The following is a 15,557-nucleotide window of genomic DNA, read 5'->3' as shown; positions in this document are numbered from 1 at the left end:
GTCTGTCCTTGTTAGCCGTCCATGAACGCCGGCTGCATCCACAGCAGCGTCACCCAGACGAAGAAACCACAGAGTAAAATCAGGCCTGCCGTCCGGCCAACACGGCGACGCCGTAGCAGGCAGAGCAGGGCAAAGAGCGCACTCACGCCGAGCATCACCCAGTAGTCACGGGCGAAAGCGTGATAGTCAATGCTGCCGGGGTGGATCAGCGCCGGCAGGCCAAGCACGATGGCAATATTATAAATGTTGGCGCCGACCAGATTACCGATCGCGATATCATCTTCGCCTTTCAGTGCACCGGCGATGACCGTTGCCAGCTCAGGCAGGCTGGTGCCCACGGCGATCAGCGTCAGGCCCATCACCAGCTCACTGACGCCAAAGTAGTCGGCAAAGGCCGTGGCGTTGTCGATCACCATACGGGTCGACATCGGCAGGATAATCAGCGCAACGGCGAGCCAGAGAAAGGCCACCGTGTTGCCGCTCTCTTCACGGGGCAGCTCGGCCAGTTGCTCGCGGGTCAGGGTATCGTTATTGTCCCGTTCGGCCTTGCGCGCGATGCGAATCACCACCAGAAGATAAATCGCGGCAATCGCGATCAGGCCAATTCCATCCAGTCGACTAAGCTGATTGTCAAACAGCATAAAACCGCTGAGCAGGGTGACCAGCAACATCAGCGGCAGTTCGCGGCGAATCAGATTAGAATGCACACTCAGTGGGTGCATAAGCGCAGCGGCACCCAGAATCAGTAAAATGTTCGTAATATTCGAGCCGAGGGCAGTGCCCACAGCGAGATCCATCTGGCCATGCTGCGCTGCCGAAAAGGAGAGGATCATCTCCGGCAGCGAGGTGCCGATGCTGACCACGGTCATGCCGATAATCAGCGGCGGAATGCCCAGAGAGCGGCATAATATTGAGGCGCTAAACACCAGACGATCGGCACCATAAGCCAGTAAAAGCAAACCGATAATCAACAGTGCAGAAGCTACGAACATGAAAAATCCTTGCGTAAAAACTCAGGCCGGCAATGCGTTCCCGGCCGGTTTAAAATTCTGTTTGGCGAGACAGGCGCTGATTTTGACCGCCTCAGGGGCAAAAGTAAATTTAATGACCATTTTCGCCAAATCTTAGCGGTAAGTTTCTGTAAAGCTATCGTGAATCAGGACTGAACAGGCTACCATCGTACCCCATGTTTACGCCCGATCCTTACAAGAGGTAATAATGACCCAGCAGCAAACGAATCTGGTTGAGGTTCGTGGCGTGAGTTTTTCGCGCGGAGATCGCACCATCTTTGATGACATCTCGCTGACCGTGCCGAAAGGCAAAGTGACCGCGATTATGGGGCCATCGGGGATCGGAAAAACCACTCTGCTACGCTTGATTGGGGGGCAACTTCAGCCGACCCGCGGCGAGATTTTTTTCCGTGGCGAAAACATTCCGTCATTATCACGCGCCAGACTGTATGAAGCGCGTAAAAAGATGAGCATGCTGTTCCAGTCGGGTGCGTTGTTTACAGACTTAACAGTTTATGAAAACGTTGCGTGGCCGCTGCGTGAACATACGCGACTGCCTGAGCCGCTGCTGCACAGCACGGTGCTGATGAAGCTGGAGGCGGTGGGCCTGCGGGGCGCGGCCCAGCTGAAGCCCGCAGAGCTGTCAGGCGGGATGGCGCGACGTGTGGCCCTGGCGCGCGCTATTGCGCTGGAGCCGGAACTCATCATGTTTGATGAGCCCTTCGTCGGTCAGGATCCGATTACCATGGGCGTGCTGGTCAAACTCATTGATGAACTGAACCATGCGCTGGGCCTGACCTGCATCGTGGTCTCGCATGACGTACCGGAAGTACTGAGCATTGCGGACTATGCCTATATTGTGGCCGGACAAAAAATTATCGCACACGGCACCACGCCGGAACTGCGAGAGAATAACGACCCGCGCGTGCGCCAGTTTATTGATGGCGATGCGGATGGTCCGGTTCCATTCCGTTTTCCTGCCGGCGATTATCTCGCTGATTTAACCGGCTCACGGAGTAACTAAACAGATGGTCTTGAAGGCGCTGGCGTCGTTTGGTCGTCAGGGAATTGAAACGTGCGCCAGTTTTGGACGCGCAGGATTAATGCTGTTTCACGCGCTGGTAGGAAAACCGGCGTTTCGCAGACACACGCCACTACTGATCAAACAGCTCTACAGCGTTGGCGTGCTGTCGCTCCTGATTATTGTGGTATCGGGTCTCTTCATTGGCATGGTTCTCGGGCTGCAGGGCTATCTGGTGCTGACCACCTATGGCGCCGAAACCAGTCTGGGTATGCTGGTGGCCCTGTCGCTGCTGCGAGAGCTGGGACCGGTGGTGACCGCACTGCTGTTTGCCGGCCGGGCGGGCTCGGCGCTGACGGCGGAAATCGGCCTGATGAAAGCCACCGAGCAGCTCTCCAGTATGGAGATGATGGCGGTCGATCCGTTACGCCGGGTGGTGTCGCCCCGTTTCTGGGCGGGCTTCATCAGCATGCCGCTGCTGGCACTCATCTTTACGGCGGTCGGGATCGCGGGCGGTGCGCTGGTGGGGGTGAGCTGGAAGGGGATCGATCCCGGCTTCTTCTGGTCGGCGATGCAGAATGCCGTCGATTTCCGCACCGACGTGGTGAACTGCCTGATCAAAAGTGCCGTCTTTGCCGTGACGGTGACCTGGATTGCTCTTTTTAATGGCTATGACGCGATTCCCACTTCCGAAGGGATCAGTCGCGCGACAACGCGTACCGTCGTACACGCCTCTCTGGCGGTACTCGGGTTGGATTTTGTGCTGACAGCACTGATGTTTGGGAATTGATGCAATGCAAAGCAAAAAAAGCGAAATCTGGGTTGGCATTTTTATGATTATGGCGCTGATTGCCGCGCTGTTCCTCTGTCTGCGCGTCGCCGACCTGAAGTCAATGGGCACGGAGCCGACGTGGAAACTCTACGCGACCTTTGACAATATTGGCGGCCTCAAAGCCAGTTCGCCGGTCAAAATCGGCGGCGTAGTGATTGGCCGGGTGACGGATATCGAGCTTGAACCGAAGACCCTGCTGCCGCGCGTCACGATGGAGATCAGCGATCAGTACGCGAATAAAATTTCAGACACCAGTTCGCTGGCGATTCGCACCCAGGGTCTGCTGGGTGAGCAGTTCCTGGCGCTTAATTTAGGCTTTGACGACCCTGAGCTCGGTTCGGCGATGCTGAAAGACGGCGATACGCTGCGCGACACCAAATCGGCGATGGTGCTTGAAGATCTGATCGGTCAGTTCCTTTACAAGAGCGGCGACAACAAACAAAAAAATGAGGGCAAGGAGGCGCAGGATGGCAGCAGTGCCGCGCCTGCGGAACCGGCTCAACCTTAAAGAAGAGGGCATACCATGTTTAAACGTTTACTGATGATTGCCATGCTGGTGGTTGCGGTCCCGCTGACGGCAACGGCAGCCGACCAGAGCAATCCCTACAAGCTGATGAACGAAGCGGCGCAAAAGACCTTCAGCCGTCTGAAAAATGAGCAGCCAAAAATCAAGCAGGACCCCAACTACCTGCGTCAGATTGTGCGTCAGGAACTGCTGCCTTACGTGCAGATCAAATATGCGGGCGCATTAGTGCTGGGTCGCTACTATCGTGACTCAACACCGGCCCAGCGCGAAGCTTACTTCAGCGCTTTTGGCGACTATCTGGCCCAGGCTTATGGTCAGGCACTGGCCCTCTACAACGGCCAGAGCTACCAGATCCAGCCTGAGCAGCCGCTGGGCGACGCCAAAATTGTGGCGATTCGCGTCACTATCATCGATCCTAATGGCCGTCCGCCGGTTCGCCTCGACTTTCAGTGGCGTAAAAACAGCCAGACTGGCAACTGGCAGGCTTATGACATGATTGCCGAAGGCGTCAGCATGATCACCACCAAACAGAATGAGTGGAGCGATCTGTTACGGACCAAAGGTATCGATGGTCTGACGGCGCAGCTCAAATCGTCTGCGTCACAGCCAATCACGCTGGATAAACAACAATAATGCACGAATCGTTACGCTGGGAGCGCGAAGCCAGCACGCTATTACTGAAAGGCGAGCTGGATCGCGACACCCTGATGGGCCTCTGGCAGCAGCGTGAAACGCTGATTCGCGGCGTCGAGACGATCGACGTCGCGGCGCTGAACCGGGTTGACTCTTCCGGCCTCGCTCTGCTGGTGCACCTGCGGGAAATCGCACGGGCGCAGGGGAGCACCCCGCGCTTTGCCGGTATCAGCGACAAACTGCAGTCGCTGATTACGCTTTACAATCTGCAACAGATTATTGTTTCTGCGGATAAAAGCGCCTGATTTCCGCTTGTTATGCTAAGCCCCTGTTTTCAACAGGGGCTTTTGCGTATTTAAGAGTCAGCCGCTTTCCTCTACTATGTCAGCCTTATTATTATTAAGTGAAGTTAAGCACAATGGAAAACAGTGAAATTCAGGCCGTGCTGATGGCAGCGCTGCCTTTAGACGAAGTGCATGTGATGAGCAACGATGGCAGCCATTTTCAGGTGATCGCCGTAGGCGAACTGTTTGGCGAGCTGAGCCGCGTGAAAAAACAGCAGGCTGTCTACGCGCCGCTGATGGAATACATCGCGGACAACCGCATTCATGCTGTCTCTATCAAAACCTATACTCCCGCTGAATGGGCGCGCGACCGTAAACTCAACGGTTTCTGATCCCTCAGCGTGGTGCACTCGTGGTAAGCGAGTCCCATCTTTAGCTAGTTAATTGAGAGCCGTGTTAATGGACAAATTTCGTGTGCAAGGCCCCACCCGCTTAAGTGGTGAAGTAACCATTTCCGGGGCGAAGAACGCCGCGCTACCTATTCTGTTTGCTGCCCTGCTGGCTGAAGAGCCGGTAGAGATCCAGAATGTGCCAAAGCTGCGCGACATTGATACCACCATGAAGCTGCTGAGCCAGCTGGGTGCGAAGGTGGAGCGCAACGGTTCTGTGCATGTCGATGCCAGCGCGGTCGATGTATTTTGTGCGCCTTACGATCTGGTGAAAACCATGCGCGCCTCCATCTGGGCGCTGGGCCCACTGGTGGCGCGTTTTGGTCAGGGTCAGGTTTCGCTGCCGGGCGGCTGCGCGATTGGTGCGCGTCCGGTTGACCTGCATATCACCGGCCTGGAACAGCTGGGTGCCGAGATTAAGCTGGAAGAGGGCTACGTCAAGGCGTCCGTCCACGGCCGCCTGAAGGGCGCGCTGATTGTCATGGACAAGATCAGCGTCGGCGCAACCGTCACTATCATGAGTGCGGCAACCCTGGCGACCGGCACCACCGTGATTGAGAATGCGGCGCGGGAGCCGGAAATTGTCGATACCGCCAACTTCCTTAACACGCTGGGTGCCCGCATCAGCGGCGCAGGCACCGATAAGATCACCATCGAAGGCGTCGAGCGTCTGGGCGGCGGTGTTTACCGCGTTCTGCCGGACCGTATCGAAGCCGGCACCTTCCTGGTGGCAGCCGCCATTTCAGGCGGCAAAGTAATGTGCCACAAGGCTCAGCCCGATACGATGGATGCGGTTCTCTCTAAGCTGCGTGACGCCGGTGCCGATATCGAAACCGGCGAAGACTGGATCAGCCTCGATATGCACGGCAAACGCCCTAAAGCGGTCAATGTGCGCACCGCGCCACATCCGGGTTTCCCGACCGATATGCAGGCGCAGTTCACCCTGCTGAATATGGTGGCGGAAGGCACCGGCGTGATTACCGAAACCATTTTCGAAAACCGTTTCATGCACATCCCGGAGCTGATTCGTATGGGCGGCCATGCGGAGATCGAGAGCAACACCGCGATCTGTCACGGGGTGGAAACCCTGTCCGGTGCGCAGGTGATGGCGACCGATTTGCGCGCTTCTGCCAGCCTGGTTCTGGCTGGCTGTATCGCGGAAGGCACGACATTCGTCGATCGCATTTATCACATCGATCGTGGCTATGAGCATATCGAAGATAAGCTGAAAGCGATGGGTGCGAATATCGAGCGCGTCAGCGAAGAGTAATCTCAGGTATGCGCTGAAAGAACCAGCCCTTTGCGGGGCTGGTTTTTTTTCGCCTGTCGATCTCAGGGCGTGCCGGAAAGATCGACGGGGATCCGGATACGTTTTTTGCGATCCAGCAGGCGGTGCGTGTCAGGATCGTAGTAGCGGCTGGGCCAGATCTCGCTGGGATGCACCTCGATCGCCTCAGCGATCAGCCATTCGCCTTTTGGCCACGGGCGCGTCAGCGCATTCGCGAGTGTTGATGAGCTGAGGCCGGCCGAGCGTGACAGTGCGGCCAGCGTGGTACCGCGTTTGTGCAGGGCTGCGATAATGTCAGCCGGGTGCCAGTCTTCCATCCTTTTTTGCATAACCCGTTCTCCTTGTCTTTGTGTCGTCCACCGGGACGTTGGCTTACCTTTTTACTGTTATCTGGAAAGTAAGCGTTTTTTATAGCAAATAGTTTCCATTAATTTCCAGTAATATTTGGCGTCAGCGTCGGGTCTGTGTGACAGCCCGCAAAAGGCATGCAACAGCAATGAGCGAACATAAAGAAGTGAGAGCGGGGAGGAGAAACGGAGCCAGGGAGGCTCCGTAGGGAATCAGAAATCGCGCTGAACTGACATATGCGCCAGCGACTCCAGCGCACTGCGCCAGGGTGATTCAGGCAGAATGCGCAGAGCGGCAATCGCCTTGTCCGCTTCCTGTTCGGCGCGGGTGCGGGTCCACTCCAGCGAACCACACTGGTGCATCGCTTCCAGTACCGGTTCCAGCAGATGGCGGCCATTACCCTGCTCAATGGCTTCGCGGATCATCTTCGCCTGCTCAGGTGAGCCGTTCTGCATTGCATGCAGCAGCGGCAGCGTCGGTTTCCCTTCGCTCAGGTCGTCGCCGGTGTTTTTACCCAGCGTCTCTCCGTCCGCACTGTAATCCAGCAAATCGTCGATTAACTGGAAAGCCGTGCCCAGATAGCGTCCATAATCCTGCAGCGCTTTCTCCTCTTCCGGCGTGGCGTCAGCCAGGATCGCAGAAGCCTGCGACGCGGCTTCAAACAGGCGCGCAGTCTTGCTGTAAATCACGCGCATGTAGCTCTCTTCGGTGATGTCAGGATCGTTCACGTTCATCAGCTGCAGGACTTCGCCCTCAGCGATCACGTTGACCGCTTCTGACATCAGCGCCAGGATACGCAGCGACCCCATGCTGGTCATCATCTGGAAGGCGCGGGTGTAAATAAAATCCCCGACCAGCACGCTTGCCGCATTGCCAAACGCCGCGTTCGCGGTCGCTTTGCCACGACGCATATCGGATTCATCCACGACATCGTCATGCAGCAGCGTGGCGGTGTGGATAAATTCGATCAGCGCCGCATTGGTCACGTGCAGGTCGCCCTTGTAGCCCATGGCGCGTGCGGAGAGCACGGCAATCATGGGACGGATACGCTTACCCCCACCACTGATGATGTAGTAGCCCAACTGGTTGATGAGCGAGACATCTGAATTCAGCTGGTCGAGGATGGTCTGGTTAACGGCAGCCATATCCTGTGCGGTTAATTCGTTGATCTGTTCTAAGTTCATTCGTCTTTTCAGCTATGACTCGTTATCTCTGCCATGGTAAGTGCTTTTACCCAGCCAGCGTTCAGGTAATCTGTTACTGATTGTACTTGAATTTTCAGCCTGAGAAACGGTTGCATTCAGCCTGTGTTTTTTTTCTGCAAGAGTGTGCAAAGTGCTCTTGTCTTCTTCTGGAGTTTTGCGTAGAATTCGCGCCCTATTGTGAATATTTAGCGCGCCGCCTGATGAACTAAAAGGCAAGCGCAGAAGCGGAGTTTTATATGTACGCGGTTTTCCAAAGTGGTGGTAAACAACACCGAGTAAGCGAAGGTCAGACCGTTCGCCTGGAAAAGCTGGACATCGCAACCGGTGAAACCATCGAGTTTGACCAGGTTCTGATGATTGCTAATGGCGAAGACGTGAAAATCGGCGCGCCACTGGTTTCAGGCGGTATGATCAAGGCAGAAGTTGTTGCTCACGGTCGTGGCGAGAAAATTAAGATCGTTAAGTTTCGTCGTCGTAAGCACTACCGTAAGCAGGCTGGCCATCGCCAGTGGTTCACTGATGTGAAAATCACTGGTATCACGGCGTAAGAGGAGATCTGACAAATGGCACATAAAAAGGCTGGTGGTTCGACTCGAAATGGTCGTGACTCCAATGCAAAACGTCTGGGTGTTAAGCGTTTTGGTGGTGAATCTGTTCTGGCAGGTAGCATCATCGTTCGTCAGCGTGGCACCAAATTCCACGCAGGCAGCAACGTAGGTTGTGGTCGTGACCACACCCTGTTCGCTACCGCAGACGGCAAAGTAAAATTCGAAGTTAAAGGTCCGAACAACCGTAAATACATCAGCATCGTTGCTGAGTAAGGTTGTCGTGACGCAGACGTTTAACGTCTGAACGCACGAATTAAAGGCCCCGCAGCTCCTGCGGGGCTTTTTACATTCTGCGCTCTGTCGCGGTAAAAGCGACGCCTCACTGAAGTTTGCTGTACACTTTATGTACACACTGGCGACAGCCAGTCCTGATTTATCCGCCGCTGGTCAGCGCAGAAGACCCTGGCGGACCCGTCTGCAGAGTGCTGCAGGCGATTGTGTGACGGAGATTGAAAATGAAGTTTGTTGATGAAGCGACAATTCTGGTCGTCGCGGGTGATGGCGGTAATGGATGCGTCAGCTTCCGCCGCGAAAAATATATCCCGAAGGGCGGCCCTGACGGGGGTGATGGCGGTGACGGCGGCGACGTTTATCTGATCGCCGATGAAAACCTCAATACCCTTATCGATTATCGTTTCGAGAAATCGTTCCGCGCTGAACGCGGGCAGAATGGCCAGAGCCGCGACTGTACCGGTAAACGCGGTAAAGATATCGAAATCAAAGTTCCGGTCGGCACCCGGGTTATCGACCAGGGAACCGGCGAGACCTTAGGCGACATGACGCGTCACGGCCAGAAACTGATGGTCGGTAAAGGCGGCTGGCATGGCCTGGGCAACACCCGTTTTAAATCGTCAGTGAACCGCAGCCCGCGCCAGAAAACCATGGGAACCCCGGGTGAGAAGCGCGACCTGCAGCTTGAGCTGATGCTGCTGGCGGACGTCGGCATGCTGGGCTTACCGAATGCCGGTAAATCCACCTTTATTCGCGCCGTGTCGGCCGCCAAGCCAAAAGTGGCGGACTATCCGTTTACCACCCTGGTGCCAAGCCTGGGCGTGGTACGTATGGACAGCGAGCAGAGCTTTGTCGTGGCCGATATTCCGGGCCTGATTGAAGGCGCCGCTGAGGGTGCCGGTCTCGGGATCCGCTTCCTGAAGCACCTGGAGCGCTGCCGCGTGTTGCTGCACCTGATCGACATCGATCCGATCGATGAAAGCGATCCGGTTGAAAACGCCCGCATCATTCTTGGCGAACTGGAAAAGTACAGCGAGAAGCTGTTCAACAAACCGCGCTGGCTGGTCTTCAACAAAGTGGACCTGATTGGTGAAGAAGAAGCGCAGGCACGTGCCAAAGCGGTCGCTGAGGCGCTGGGCTGGGAAGATAAGTATTACCTGATCTCTGCCGCCAGCCGTACCGGCGTCAACGAACTCTGCTGGGATGTGATGAGCTTCATCAACGCCAACCCGAAAGAAGCCGAGCTCGAAGAGAAGCAGCCGGAGAAAGTGGAGTTCATGTGGGACGATTACCACAAAGAAACCCTTGAAAATGCGACAGAAGTGGAAGATGAAGAGTGGGATGACGACTGGGATGATGAAGACGACGAAGGCGTCGAAATTATCTATCAGCGCTAACCACGACGCGGCCACAGGCTGACCGGCAAAGCCCCTCTTTCCAACCGAAAGGGGGGCTTTTTTTTCAGCTGCTCATCACCGCCACGCTGAGTCGCGCACTGCAGCACAACTGATCCCGGCCGTTACGGATCTCGATCTGCCAGCTCTGACTGCGTCTGCCCAGATGCAGGGGGCGACAGATCCCCCGCACTGTCCCGGCTGACACCGCACGCAGATGGCTGGCATTGACTTCGACACCCACCACGCTGCTACCTTCTTCCACCGCCATATACCCGGCCATAGAGCCCATCGACTCCGCCAGTACCACGGAGGCCCCGCCATGCAGCAGGCCAAATGGCTGGTGCGTGCGCGCATCCACCGGCATCGTCGCTTCCAGGTAATCCTCGCCTATCACGGTAAAGACGATCCCGAGATGGGCGACCAGCGACTGCTCGCCCAGTGCATTCAGGGTGGGAAGATCGAAGGATCGTTTCCAGATCGCAGCCATTTTCAGGCTCCCAGGGTTGCGCCGCCGTCGACCACGATATCCTGCAGGGTCACATGGCTGGCCAGGTCTGATGCGAGAAACAGCACGGTGGCCGCAATTTCCTGCGGCTGCGCGATCTTGCCCAGCGGGATCCCCAGTTTAAACTGATCCGGAAAACCGGCGATCATTTCCTGCTCGCCGCCGGGGGTCTGCCACAGGCTGCGCTGCATCGCGGTGTCGGTGGAGCCGGGTGAAACGATGTTACAGCGAACGCCAAAAGGGGCCATTTCCAGCCCCACGGTCAGACAGAGGCTGCGCAGTGCCGCTTTCGATGCGCCGTAGGCCGACATGCCGATTCGCGGCGCGTGCGCCGCGTTAGACGCCACGGTGACGATGGCCCCGGCGCGCTGCTGGCGAAAGCGCGGCAGCGTCTGCTGAAACAGGTTAAAGGCGCCGCCCGCGTTGACGTTCAGGCACGCCTGCCAGTCAGCGAAGGAGAGCGCATCGGTGGCACCGACGCGCAAAATGCCCGCCGCGTTGACCAGCACATCAACGCGCGGTTGCGTTGCCAGCACGTGCTGACAGATCGTTTCTACCTGATCCGGATCGGCCACATCCAGGCGATGACAGCGAAACGGATAATCCTGCCGCGCAAACTGCAGGTCAAAGGCTTCCACCTGCGCGCCTGCCCGATGAAAGGCCAGCGCACTCTGATAACCAATGCCCTGACCGGCTCCGGTTACCCAGACAACGCGACCGCTGAAGTCGAAGGTGTGGCTCATTGAGTGAGCTCCCGCGACAGCAACGCCCACCAGCCATCGATGCTCGGATTTTTCGCCAGCGTAACAAAGTCGATATCCCGGTGAACCTGACGCCAGCGTGCCGCCAGCGCCATGACGCGCACCGAATCCAGACCATAATCGATCAGGTTTTCATCATCCTCCGGCACCTCATCATCCTCCAGCAGCGGCAGGACGAGCGCGCGTAGATCCGCTTTGCTGAGAGGGAACGGCATCATATCAGCCGTCATCACCACTTTTCCGCTGCGGCCGGCGGTGTAAGTCAGCGCCATCATATGCTCCTCGCGGCTGAAATCAGCCAGCGCATCGGCCACCATAAACGGCTGGATATTACGCATAAAGGCATCCGTGGCGGTGGTCAGGCAGCCGATATGGGCATAGACGCCCGTGATAATCAGCTGATCGCGGCCCATCTCCTTCAGGATCGCCTCCAGCGGGGAGCGATGAAAGGCGCTGTAGCGCCACTTAGTCAGCACCTGGTCGTCCTCGTCGGGGGCCAGCGCCGCCACGATCCTCTGCTGGTCGGGATGCTTATTCAGGCCCGGTCCCCACATATCGTTGAGCAGGGCGCGATCCGCATCGCTCTGCGCCGTCGGCTGGGCGGTGTAAAACACCGGAATACCCTGCGCTTTGCAGTAGCGACGCAGGCGGGCAATATTGCCGACGACCTGCTCAATCAGCGGGCTGTTCTCTCCCCAGAAGCTGAGAAAATAGCGCTGCATATCGTGGATGAGCAGGGCGGCCCGGCCCGGCTCCAGCGCCCATTTAACCCGGTTATTCGGCAACTCGGTGGCGGCGGGCAGTGGATAGGAGGTCAGTTGTGGAATAGTCATAAAAATTCTCCGGACAGATCGGGCTTACGCGTGTTGATCGGCAAGATGCTGGCGCAGACGTTTTTTATCGACCTTGCCGACCGGGGTCAGTGGCAGGGCATCTACGCAGGTAATGCGGTCGGGAAGCTTAAATTCTGCGACGCCCAGTTCACGCAGGTGGCGCCGCAGCGCCGCCGGTTTTACCGGCTGACGGGTGACGATAAACGCGCAACTTTTTTCACCCAGCAGCGGATCGCTCATGGAGACCAGTGCCGCGTGGATCACATCGGCGTGTTGCTGCAGCAGGTTTTCGATCTCTTCCGCGGCGATCTTCTCGCCACCCCGATTGATCTGATCTTTCTCCCGACCCTGCACGATAAGGTTGCCGTCAGGGGTGATCTCAACCAGGTCACCGGAACAGTAAAAGCCTCGTTCGTCGAAACTGGCGGCGTTGTGTTCCGGACTGTTGTAGTAGCCGCGAAAGGTGTAGGGGCCGCGCGTCATCAGACGACCGGTGGCACCCACGGGCAGAGGATGACCCTGCTCGTCGGCAACCCAGACCTCATCATCTGGGGAAATCGGACGTCCCTGTGTGGTGAGGATGGTCTGCGGATCATCATCCAGCCGGGTGTAGTTCACCAGTCCTTCGGCCATGCCAAAGACCTGCTGCAGGGTGCAGCCGATCTCATGCTGTATGCGTGCAGCCAGCGTTTCGCCCAGCTTAGCGCCCCCCACCTGCATGCGCTGCAGGGAGGCCAGTGCCGCCTTGCTGTTCGATTCCTGAAGTGCCAGCAGCCAGAGGCTGGCGGCAGGCGGAACCAGGCCGGTATCGGTCACCTGATGTTTCTCAATCAGGGGAAAGCAGGCTGTCGCGCTGGGATCGGCGGCTAAAATAACCTGTCCCCCTGCGTAAAAGACGCCCAGCGCGCCCGGCGAACTCAGCGGGAAGTTGTGGGCGGCGGGCAGGGCGATGAGATAGCGGGTGTCGGCGGTGACGCCACAGATCGCGTCACTTTCACGGATGCTGTAGTAGTAATCGTTGTGGGTGCGCGGAATCAGTTTTGGCGTGCCGGTACTGCCGCCAGAGAGCTGGAAAAAGGCTACCTCGTCGCCTGCGGTCGGCGTGGCCATAAACGCACCGGCCGGTTCGGCCAGCAGCGCTTCAAGGCTCTGTTCCGGCAGTGAGGCATGGCGCAGGATCACCTGCTGCAGTGAAGGGTGATCGCGGCGGAGCTGCGCAGTAAAAGCGTCATCGGCAAACAGCGGATGCGTGCGGTCAGCAATCACCAGGCGGGGCGAAATCTGGCTGGCGTAGGCGGTCAGTTCGGTGCGCTGATGGCTGAACAGGGCATTCACCGGCGCAACACCGAGTTTAAACAGGGCAAACAGCGTCAGGTAAAATTCTGCCACGTTGCCCAGTTGCACCAGCGCCGTATCACCCCGTTTCAGGCCACGCCGCTGTAACGCTGCCGCCAGGTTGTCACTCAGTGCCGCCAGCTGGCGGTAGGTCAACCGCCTGTCATCCTCAATCACCGCCACACTATCGTTGTCGCGGTGGCGATTCAGTATGTCGGTCATCGGCAGGTCGAGCCAGTAGCCTTTTTCACGGTAACGGGCGGCCAGGTCGTCGGGCCAGCGGCTGTAGGAGATCGTCATGCAGGTTCCTTTATTGCAATCCAAAAGCGCGAAGCAGGGTGTCGAGTTTGACGCCGGTTTCACGCCACTCTGCTTCAGGTTGTGAGTCCGTCACGATGCCCGCACCGGCAAACAGCCGTACCCGCGACCCCTTCACCGTGCCGCAGCGAATGGTGACGACCCATTCGCCATTGCCCCGGTCGTCACACCAGCCGACGATGCCGCCAAACAGCTGACGCTCAAACGGCTCAAGGCGCTGGATCAGGGCCTGCGCACGCTGATGCGGAAAGCCGCTGAGCGCCGGCGTCGGATGCAGCAGGCAGGCGAGGGAGAGTGCATTTTCGCGCTCGTCCAGCACTTCGCCTCGGATCTGCGTGGCGAGATGCCAGAGGGTGGCCGTGGTCAGCAGAGAGGGTGTTTCAGGCACCGACAGCAAACGGCTGCGCGGCTGCAGGGTGGCGCGCATCGCATCTGTCACCAGCTGATGTTCATGACGATCCTTCGCCGACTGCATCAGGCTGTCGCCGGAGGCCCGATCGCGTTGCGGATCGCGGCTGCGTGCGGCCGAGCCGGCCAGGGGACAGGAGCTGAACAGGCGACCCTGTTTTCGAATCAGTAGTTCCGGGCTGGCTCCCACCAGCGCGCCGCCGCCGGGCAGGGGCAGATGAAAGTGATAGCTGCCGGGGTTCTGCACCACGATGCGCTGCATCAGAGCAGCCGTATCAACCGGCTGTTCAGCCACGATCTCCATCAGCCGCGACAGCACCACTTTCTTCAGGTCGCCCCGACGCGTGGCGGCAACTGCCTGCGCCACCATGTCGGTAAAGCGCGCCTGATCCGGCAACGCCGTGCGGCGACGAATCACGGGCAGATCGGCGTCTGCCAGTGAGGCCCGGGCGATCAGATCGTCACGGTTAAAGCGCTGCCAGGACTCCGGGATAAACAGCGCGGCGGGCTGCGCCACGTCAAAGGGGATGGCACCTGCCACGATGGGGTGCGCAATGCCCTGCTTTCTGGCCGAGGTAAAGTGGTGCTGAAGCTGCTGCTGAAAATCCCCTGTCAGCTGTTCACCCTGTCTGACTGGCGTGGTCAGCGTCGTAAAGCAGCCCTGTGTGGTGAGGCTTTGCCAGGGCGAGGTAAACAGGAAACCCTGGCAGAGTGCCGCAAAATCGTGTAACAGGGGATGTTCAAATGCGCGTGATTCGGCCATACTTTTCACCCGGAAATGATAAGATAACTAATAATGATTATCATTTGTATTATTAGGCGTTAAGCTACGTGGATTGGCCGGATCTGTCAATCCATATGCGGCGCTTCGGCTGCTGCTCCGGGTCAGATCAGCATAAACAGCCGCCGACCTTATCTGAACGAGTGTGGAAAATAACGTATGAATAAACAGAGGGTTAGCAGGGCGATCGTGCTGTTTTTTCTGAGCAGCCTGCTCAGTGTCAGCGCGGTGGCCGGGACGGGCTGGCCGCGCACCGTTACCGGAGCCAGTGGCGATCTTACCCTGACGCAGGCACCGACCCGAATCGTCTCAACCAGCGTGACCCTGACCGGATCGCTGCTGGCCATTAATGCGCCAGTGGTCGCCAGCGGGGCCACCGCCCCCGGCAGTCGCCTGGCGGATGAGCAGGGCTATTTCCGGCAGTGGGGCGCGGTGGCGAAACAGCGCGGCGTGAAGCGTCTCTACATTGGCGAACCCCGTGCAGAAGCGATTGCTGCCGAAGCGCCGGATCTGATTGTGGTCAGCGCCACCGGCAACGATTCAGCCATCAGACTGGTCGATCAGCTTGCGGCGATTGCGCCGGTGCTGGTGGTCAATTATGACGATAAAAGCTGGCAGCAGCTGGTGACGCTGCTGGGCAAGGCGACGGGGCATGAGGTGGATGCGGCCGCACGGATAAACGCCTTTGAGGCACGCGAAAAGGCGCTGAAGGCGAAGCTGACGCTGCCGCCGCAGCCGGTTTCCGCGATGGTCTGGAACGGCGACGGGCGGGCCGTGAACCTGT

19 protein-coding genes are annotated in these 15,557 nt (G+C 58.0%); 11 read left to right on the top strand and 8 right to left on the bottom strand.

Annotated elements, in window-relative coordinates:
- Positions 1 to 11: 11 nt before the first annotated feature.
- The gene (locus CKF42_RS11745) at positions 12 to 992 is read right to left on the bottom strand and encodes a calcium/sodium antiporter (RefSeq protein ID WP_009092462.1); all 981 of its coding nucleotides are present in this window, start codon (positions 990 to 992) and stop codon (positions 12 to 14) included.
- Positions 993 to 1,218: 226 nt separating this feature from the next.
- Between CKF42_RS11745 and mlaF the strand changes: the two genes are divergently transcribed.
- The 7 genes from mlaF to murA all read left to right on the top strand — a co-directional run bounded on the left by mlaF (position 1,219) and on the right by murA (position 6,025).
- The gene (mlaF, locus tag CKF42_RS11740) at positions 1,219 to 2,034 is read left to right on the top strand and encodes a phospholipid ABC transporter ATP-binding protein MlaF (protein WP_046101074.1); all 816 of its coding nucleotides are present in this window, start codon (positions 1,219 to 1,221) and stop codon (positions 2,032 to 2,034) included.
- A gap of 4 nt (positions 2,035 to 2,038) precedes the next feature.
- Positions 2,039 to 2,821: a lipid asymmetry maintenance ABC transporter permease subunit MlaE gene (gene mlaE, locus CKF42_RS11735; protein WP_009092460.1), complete on the top strand. Its 783-nt coding sequence runs from the start codon at positions 2,039 to 2,041 to the stop codon at positions 2,819 to 2,821.
- Positions 2,822 to 2,825: 4 nt separating this feature from the next.
- Positions 2,826 to 3,371 (top strand): outer membrane lipid asymmetry maintenance protein MlaD, encoded by a 546-nt coding sequence (mlaD, locus tag CKF42_RS11730; RefSeq protein WP_111208263.1) that lies wholly within the window; start codon positions 2,826 to 2,828, stop codon positions 3,369 to 3,371.
- A 15-nt stretch (positions 3,372 to 3,386) separates the two neighbouring features.
- Positions 3,387 to 4,022 carry a phospholipid-binding protein MlaC gene (mlaC, locus tag CKF42_RS11725; protein ID WP_009092458.1) on the top strand — a complete coding sequence of 212 codons (636 nt, stop codon included), beginning with the start codon at positions 3,387 to 3,389 and terminating at the stop codon, positions 4,020 to 4,022.
- Positions 4,022 to 4,327, top strand: coding sequence for a lipid asymmetry maintenance protein MlaB (gene mlaB / locus CKF42_RS11720; RefSeq protein WP_046101075.1), 306 nt, complete (start codon positions 4,022 to 4,024; stop codon positions 4,325 to 4,327). Before mlaC ends, mlaB begins: the two co-directional genes overlap by 1 nt.
- A 113-nt stretch (positions 4,328 to 4,440) precedes the next feature.
- The gene (ibaG, locus tag CKF42_RS11715) at positions 4,441 to 4,698 is read left to right on the top strand and encodes a BolA family iron metabolism protein IbaG (RefSeq protein WP_009092456.1); all 258 of its coding nucleotides are present in this window, start codon (positions 4,441 to 4,443) and stop codon (positions 4,696 to 4,698) included.
- 67 nt (positions 4,699 to 4,765) lie between these two features.
- Positions 4,766 to 6,025 carry a UDP-N-acetylglucosamine 1-carboxyvinyltransferase gene (gene murA, locus CKF42_RS11710; RefSeq protein WP_111208262.1) on the top strand — a complete coding sequence of 420 codons (1,260 nt, stop codon included), beginning with the start codon at positions 4,766 to 4,768 and terminating at the stop codon, positions 6,023 to 6,025.
- Positions 6,026 to 6,087: 62 nt separating this feature from the next.
- Here murA and CKF42_RS11705 read toward each other — a convergent pair whose 3' ends face one another.
- Together CKF42_RS11705 and ispB are read right to left on the bottom strand one after the other, a co-directional pair.
- Positions 6,088 to 6,372 carry a helix-turn-helix transcriptional regulator gene (locus CKF42_RS11705; protein WP_111208261.1) on the bottom strand — a complete coding sequence of 95 codons (285 nt, stop codon included), beginning with the start codon at positions 6,370 to 6,372 and terminating at the stop codon, positions 6,088 to 6,090.
- Between the two features lie 231 nt (positions 6,373 to 6,603).
- A complete protein-coding gene (gene ispB / locus CKF42_RS11700; RefSeq protein ID WP_009092450.1) occupies positions 6,604 to 7,575 on the bottom strand; it encodes an octaprenyl diphosphate synthase in 972 nt (323 codons plus the stop codon).
- Positions 7,576 to 7,832: 257 nt separating this feature from the next.
- Between ispB and rplU the strand changes: the two genes are divergently transcribed.
- The 3 genes from rplU (at position 7,833) to cgtA (ending at position 9,832) form a co-directional block, all read left to right on the top strand.
- On the top strand, positions 7,833 to 8,144 hold the full coding sequence (gene rplU, locus CKF42_RS11695) for a 50S ribosomal protein L21 (protein ID WP_008925416.1): 312 nt from the start codon (positions 7,833 to 7,835) through the stop codon (positions 8,142 to 8,144).
- 15 nt (positions 8,145 to 8,159) lie between these two features.
- Positions 8,160 to 8,417, top strand: a complete 258-nt coding sequence (rpmA, locus tag CKF42_RS11690) for a 50S ribosomal protein L27 (RefSeq protein ID WP_009092448.1) — start codon at positions 8,160 to 8,162, stop codon at positions 8,415 to 8,417.
- Between the two features lie 242 nt (positions 8,418 to 8,659).
- The gene (gene cgtA / locus CKF42_RS11685) at positions 8,660 to 9,832 is read left to right on the top strand and encodes an Obg family GTPase CgtA (protein WP_009092447.1); all 1,173 of its coding nucleotides are present in this window, start codon (positions 8,660 to 8,662) and stop codon (positions 9,830 to 9,832) included.
- Between the two features lie 64 nt (positions 9,833 to 9,896).
- Here cgtA and CKF42_RS11680 read toward each other — a convergent pair whose 3' ends face one another.
- The 5 genes from CKF42_RS11680 to CKF42_RS11660 are packed head-to-tail and all read right to left on the bottom strand — an operon-like array spanning position 9,897 to position 14,755.
- Positions 9,897 to 10,319, bottom strand: coding sequence for a hotdog fold thioesterase (locus CKF42_RS11680; RefSeq protein ID WP_111208260.1), 423 nt, complete (start codon positions 10,317 to 10,319; stop codon positions 9,897 to 9,899).
- A 2-nt stretch (positions 10,320 to 10,321) separates the two neighbouring features.
- A complete protein-coding gene (gene dhbA / locus CKF42_RS11675) occupies positions 10,322 to 11,080 on the bottom strand; it encodes a 2,3-dihydro-2,3-dihydroxybenzoate dehydrogenase (protein ID WP_111208259.1) in 759 nt (252 codons plus the stop codon).
- A complete protein-coding gene (locus tag CKF42_RS11670; protein WP_111208258.1) occupies positions 11,077 to 11,931 on the bottom strand; it encodes an isochorismatase family protein in 855 nt (284 codons plus the stop codon). The genes dhbA and CKF42_RS11670 overlap by 4 nt, the downstream gene beginning before the upstream one ends.
- A 24-nt stretch (positions 11,932 to 11,955) precedes the next feature.
- On the bottom strand, positions 11,956 to 13,566 hold the full coding sequence (locus CKF42_RS11665; RefSeq protein ID WP_111208257.1) for a (2,3-dihydroxybenzoyl)adenylate synthase: 1,611 nt from the start codon (positions 13,564 to 13,566) through the stop codon (positions 11,956 to 11,958).
- 10 nt (positions 13,567 to 13,576) lie between these two features.
- Positions 13,577 to 14,755 (bottom strand): isochorismate synthase, encoded by a 1,179-nt coding sequence (locus tag CKF42_RS11660; RefSeq protein ID WP_111208256.1) that lies wholly within the window; start codon positions 14,753 to 14,755, stop codon positions 13,577 to 13,579.
- Positions 14,756 to 14,932: 177 nt separating this feature from the next.
- On the opposite strand from CKF42_RS11660, the gene fepB reads away from it, so the two are divergent.
- Positions 14,933 to 15,557, top strand: a 625-nt coding sequence (gene fepB / locus CKF42_RS11655) for a Fe2+-enterobactin ABC transporter substrate-binding protein (protein WP_111208255.1), incomplete at its 3' end; no start/stop codon positions are given.

It is taken from the genome of Pantoea sp. ARC270 (assembly GCF_003236725.1).
Taxonomy (GTDB): domain Bacteria; phylum Pseudomonadota; class Gammaproteobacteria; order Enterobacterales; family Enterobacteriaceae; genus Pantoea; species Pantoea anthophila.
This window is presented reverse-complemented; position numbering and strand designations above follow the sequence as displayed.

Excerpts from the sequence above, each read along its gene's own strand:
- CKF42_RS11745 (WP_009092462.1), bottom strand. The coding sequence starts at position 992 with ATGTTCGTAGCTTCTGCACTGTTGATTATCGGTTTGCTTTTACTGGCT.
- mlaF (WP_046101074.1), top strand. The coding sequence starts at position 1,219 with ATGACCCAGCAGCAAACGAATCTGGTTGAGGTTCGTGGCGTGAGTTTT.
- mlaE (WP_009092460.1), top strand. The coding sequence starts at position 2,039 with ATGGTCTTGAAGGCGCTGGCGTCGTTTGGTCGTCAGGGAATTGAAACG.
- mlaD (WP_111208263.1), top strand. The coding sequence starts at position 2,826 with ATGCAAAGCAAAAAAAGCGAAATCTGGGTTGGCATTTTTATGATTATG.
- mlaC (WP_009092458.1), top strand. The coding sequence starts at position 3,387 with ATGTTTAAACGTTTACTGATGATTGCCATGCTGGTGGTTGCGGTCCCG.
- mlaB (WP_046101075.1), top strand. The coding sequence starts at position 4,022 with ATGCACGAATCGTTACGCTGGGAGCGCGAAGCCAGCACGCTATTACTG.
- ibaG (WP_009092456.1), top strand. The coding sequence starts at position 4,441 with ATGGAAAACAGTGAAATTCAGGCCGTGCTGATGGCAGCGCTGCCTTTA.
- murA (WP_111208262.1), top strand. The coding sequence starts at position 4,766 with ATGGACAAATTTCGTGTGCAAGGCCCCACCCGCTTAAGTGGTGAAGTA.
- CKF42_RS11705 (WP_111208261.1), bottom strand. The coding sequence starts at position 6,372 with ATGCAAAAAAGGATGGAAGACTGGCACCCGGCTGACATTATCGCAGCC.
- ispB (WP_009092450.1), bottom strand. The coding sequence starts at position 7,575 with ATGAACTTAGAACAGATCAACGAATTAACCGCACAGGATATGGCTGCC.
- rplU (WP_008925416.1), top strand. The coding sequence starts at position 7,833 with ATGTACGCGGTTTTCCAAAGTGGTGGTAAACAACACCGAGTAAGCGAA.
- rpmA (WP_009092448.1), top strand. The coding sequence starts at position 8,160 with ATGGCACATAAAAAGGCTGGTGGTTCGACTCGAAATGGTCGTGACTCC.
- cgtA (WP_009092447.1), top strand. The coding sequence starts at position 8,660 with ATGAAGTTTGTTGATGAAGCGACAATTCTGGTCGTCGCGGGTGATGGC.
- CKF42_RS11680 (WP_111208260.1), bottom strand. The coding sequence starts at position 10,319 with ATGGCTGCGATCTGGAAACGATCCTTCGATCTTCCCACCCTGAATGCA.
- dhbA (WP_111208259.1), bottom strand. The coding sequence starts at position 11,080 with ATGAGCCACACCTTCGACTTCAGCGGTCGCGTTGTCTGGGTAACCGGA.
- CKF42_RS11670 (WP_111208258.1), bottom strand. The coding sequence starts at position 11,931 with ATGACTATTCCACAACTGACCTCCTATCCACTGCCCGCCGCCACCGAG.
- CKF42_RS11665 (WP_111208257.1), bottom strand. The coding sequence starts at position 13,566 with ATGACGATCTCCTACAGCCGCTGGCCCGACGACCTGGCCGCCCGTTAC.
- CKF42_RS11660 (WP_111208256.1), bottom strand. The coding sequence starts at position 14,755 with ATGGCCGAATCACGCGCATTTGAACATCCCCTGTTACACGATTTTGCG.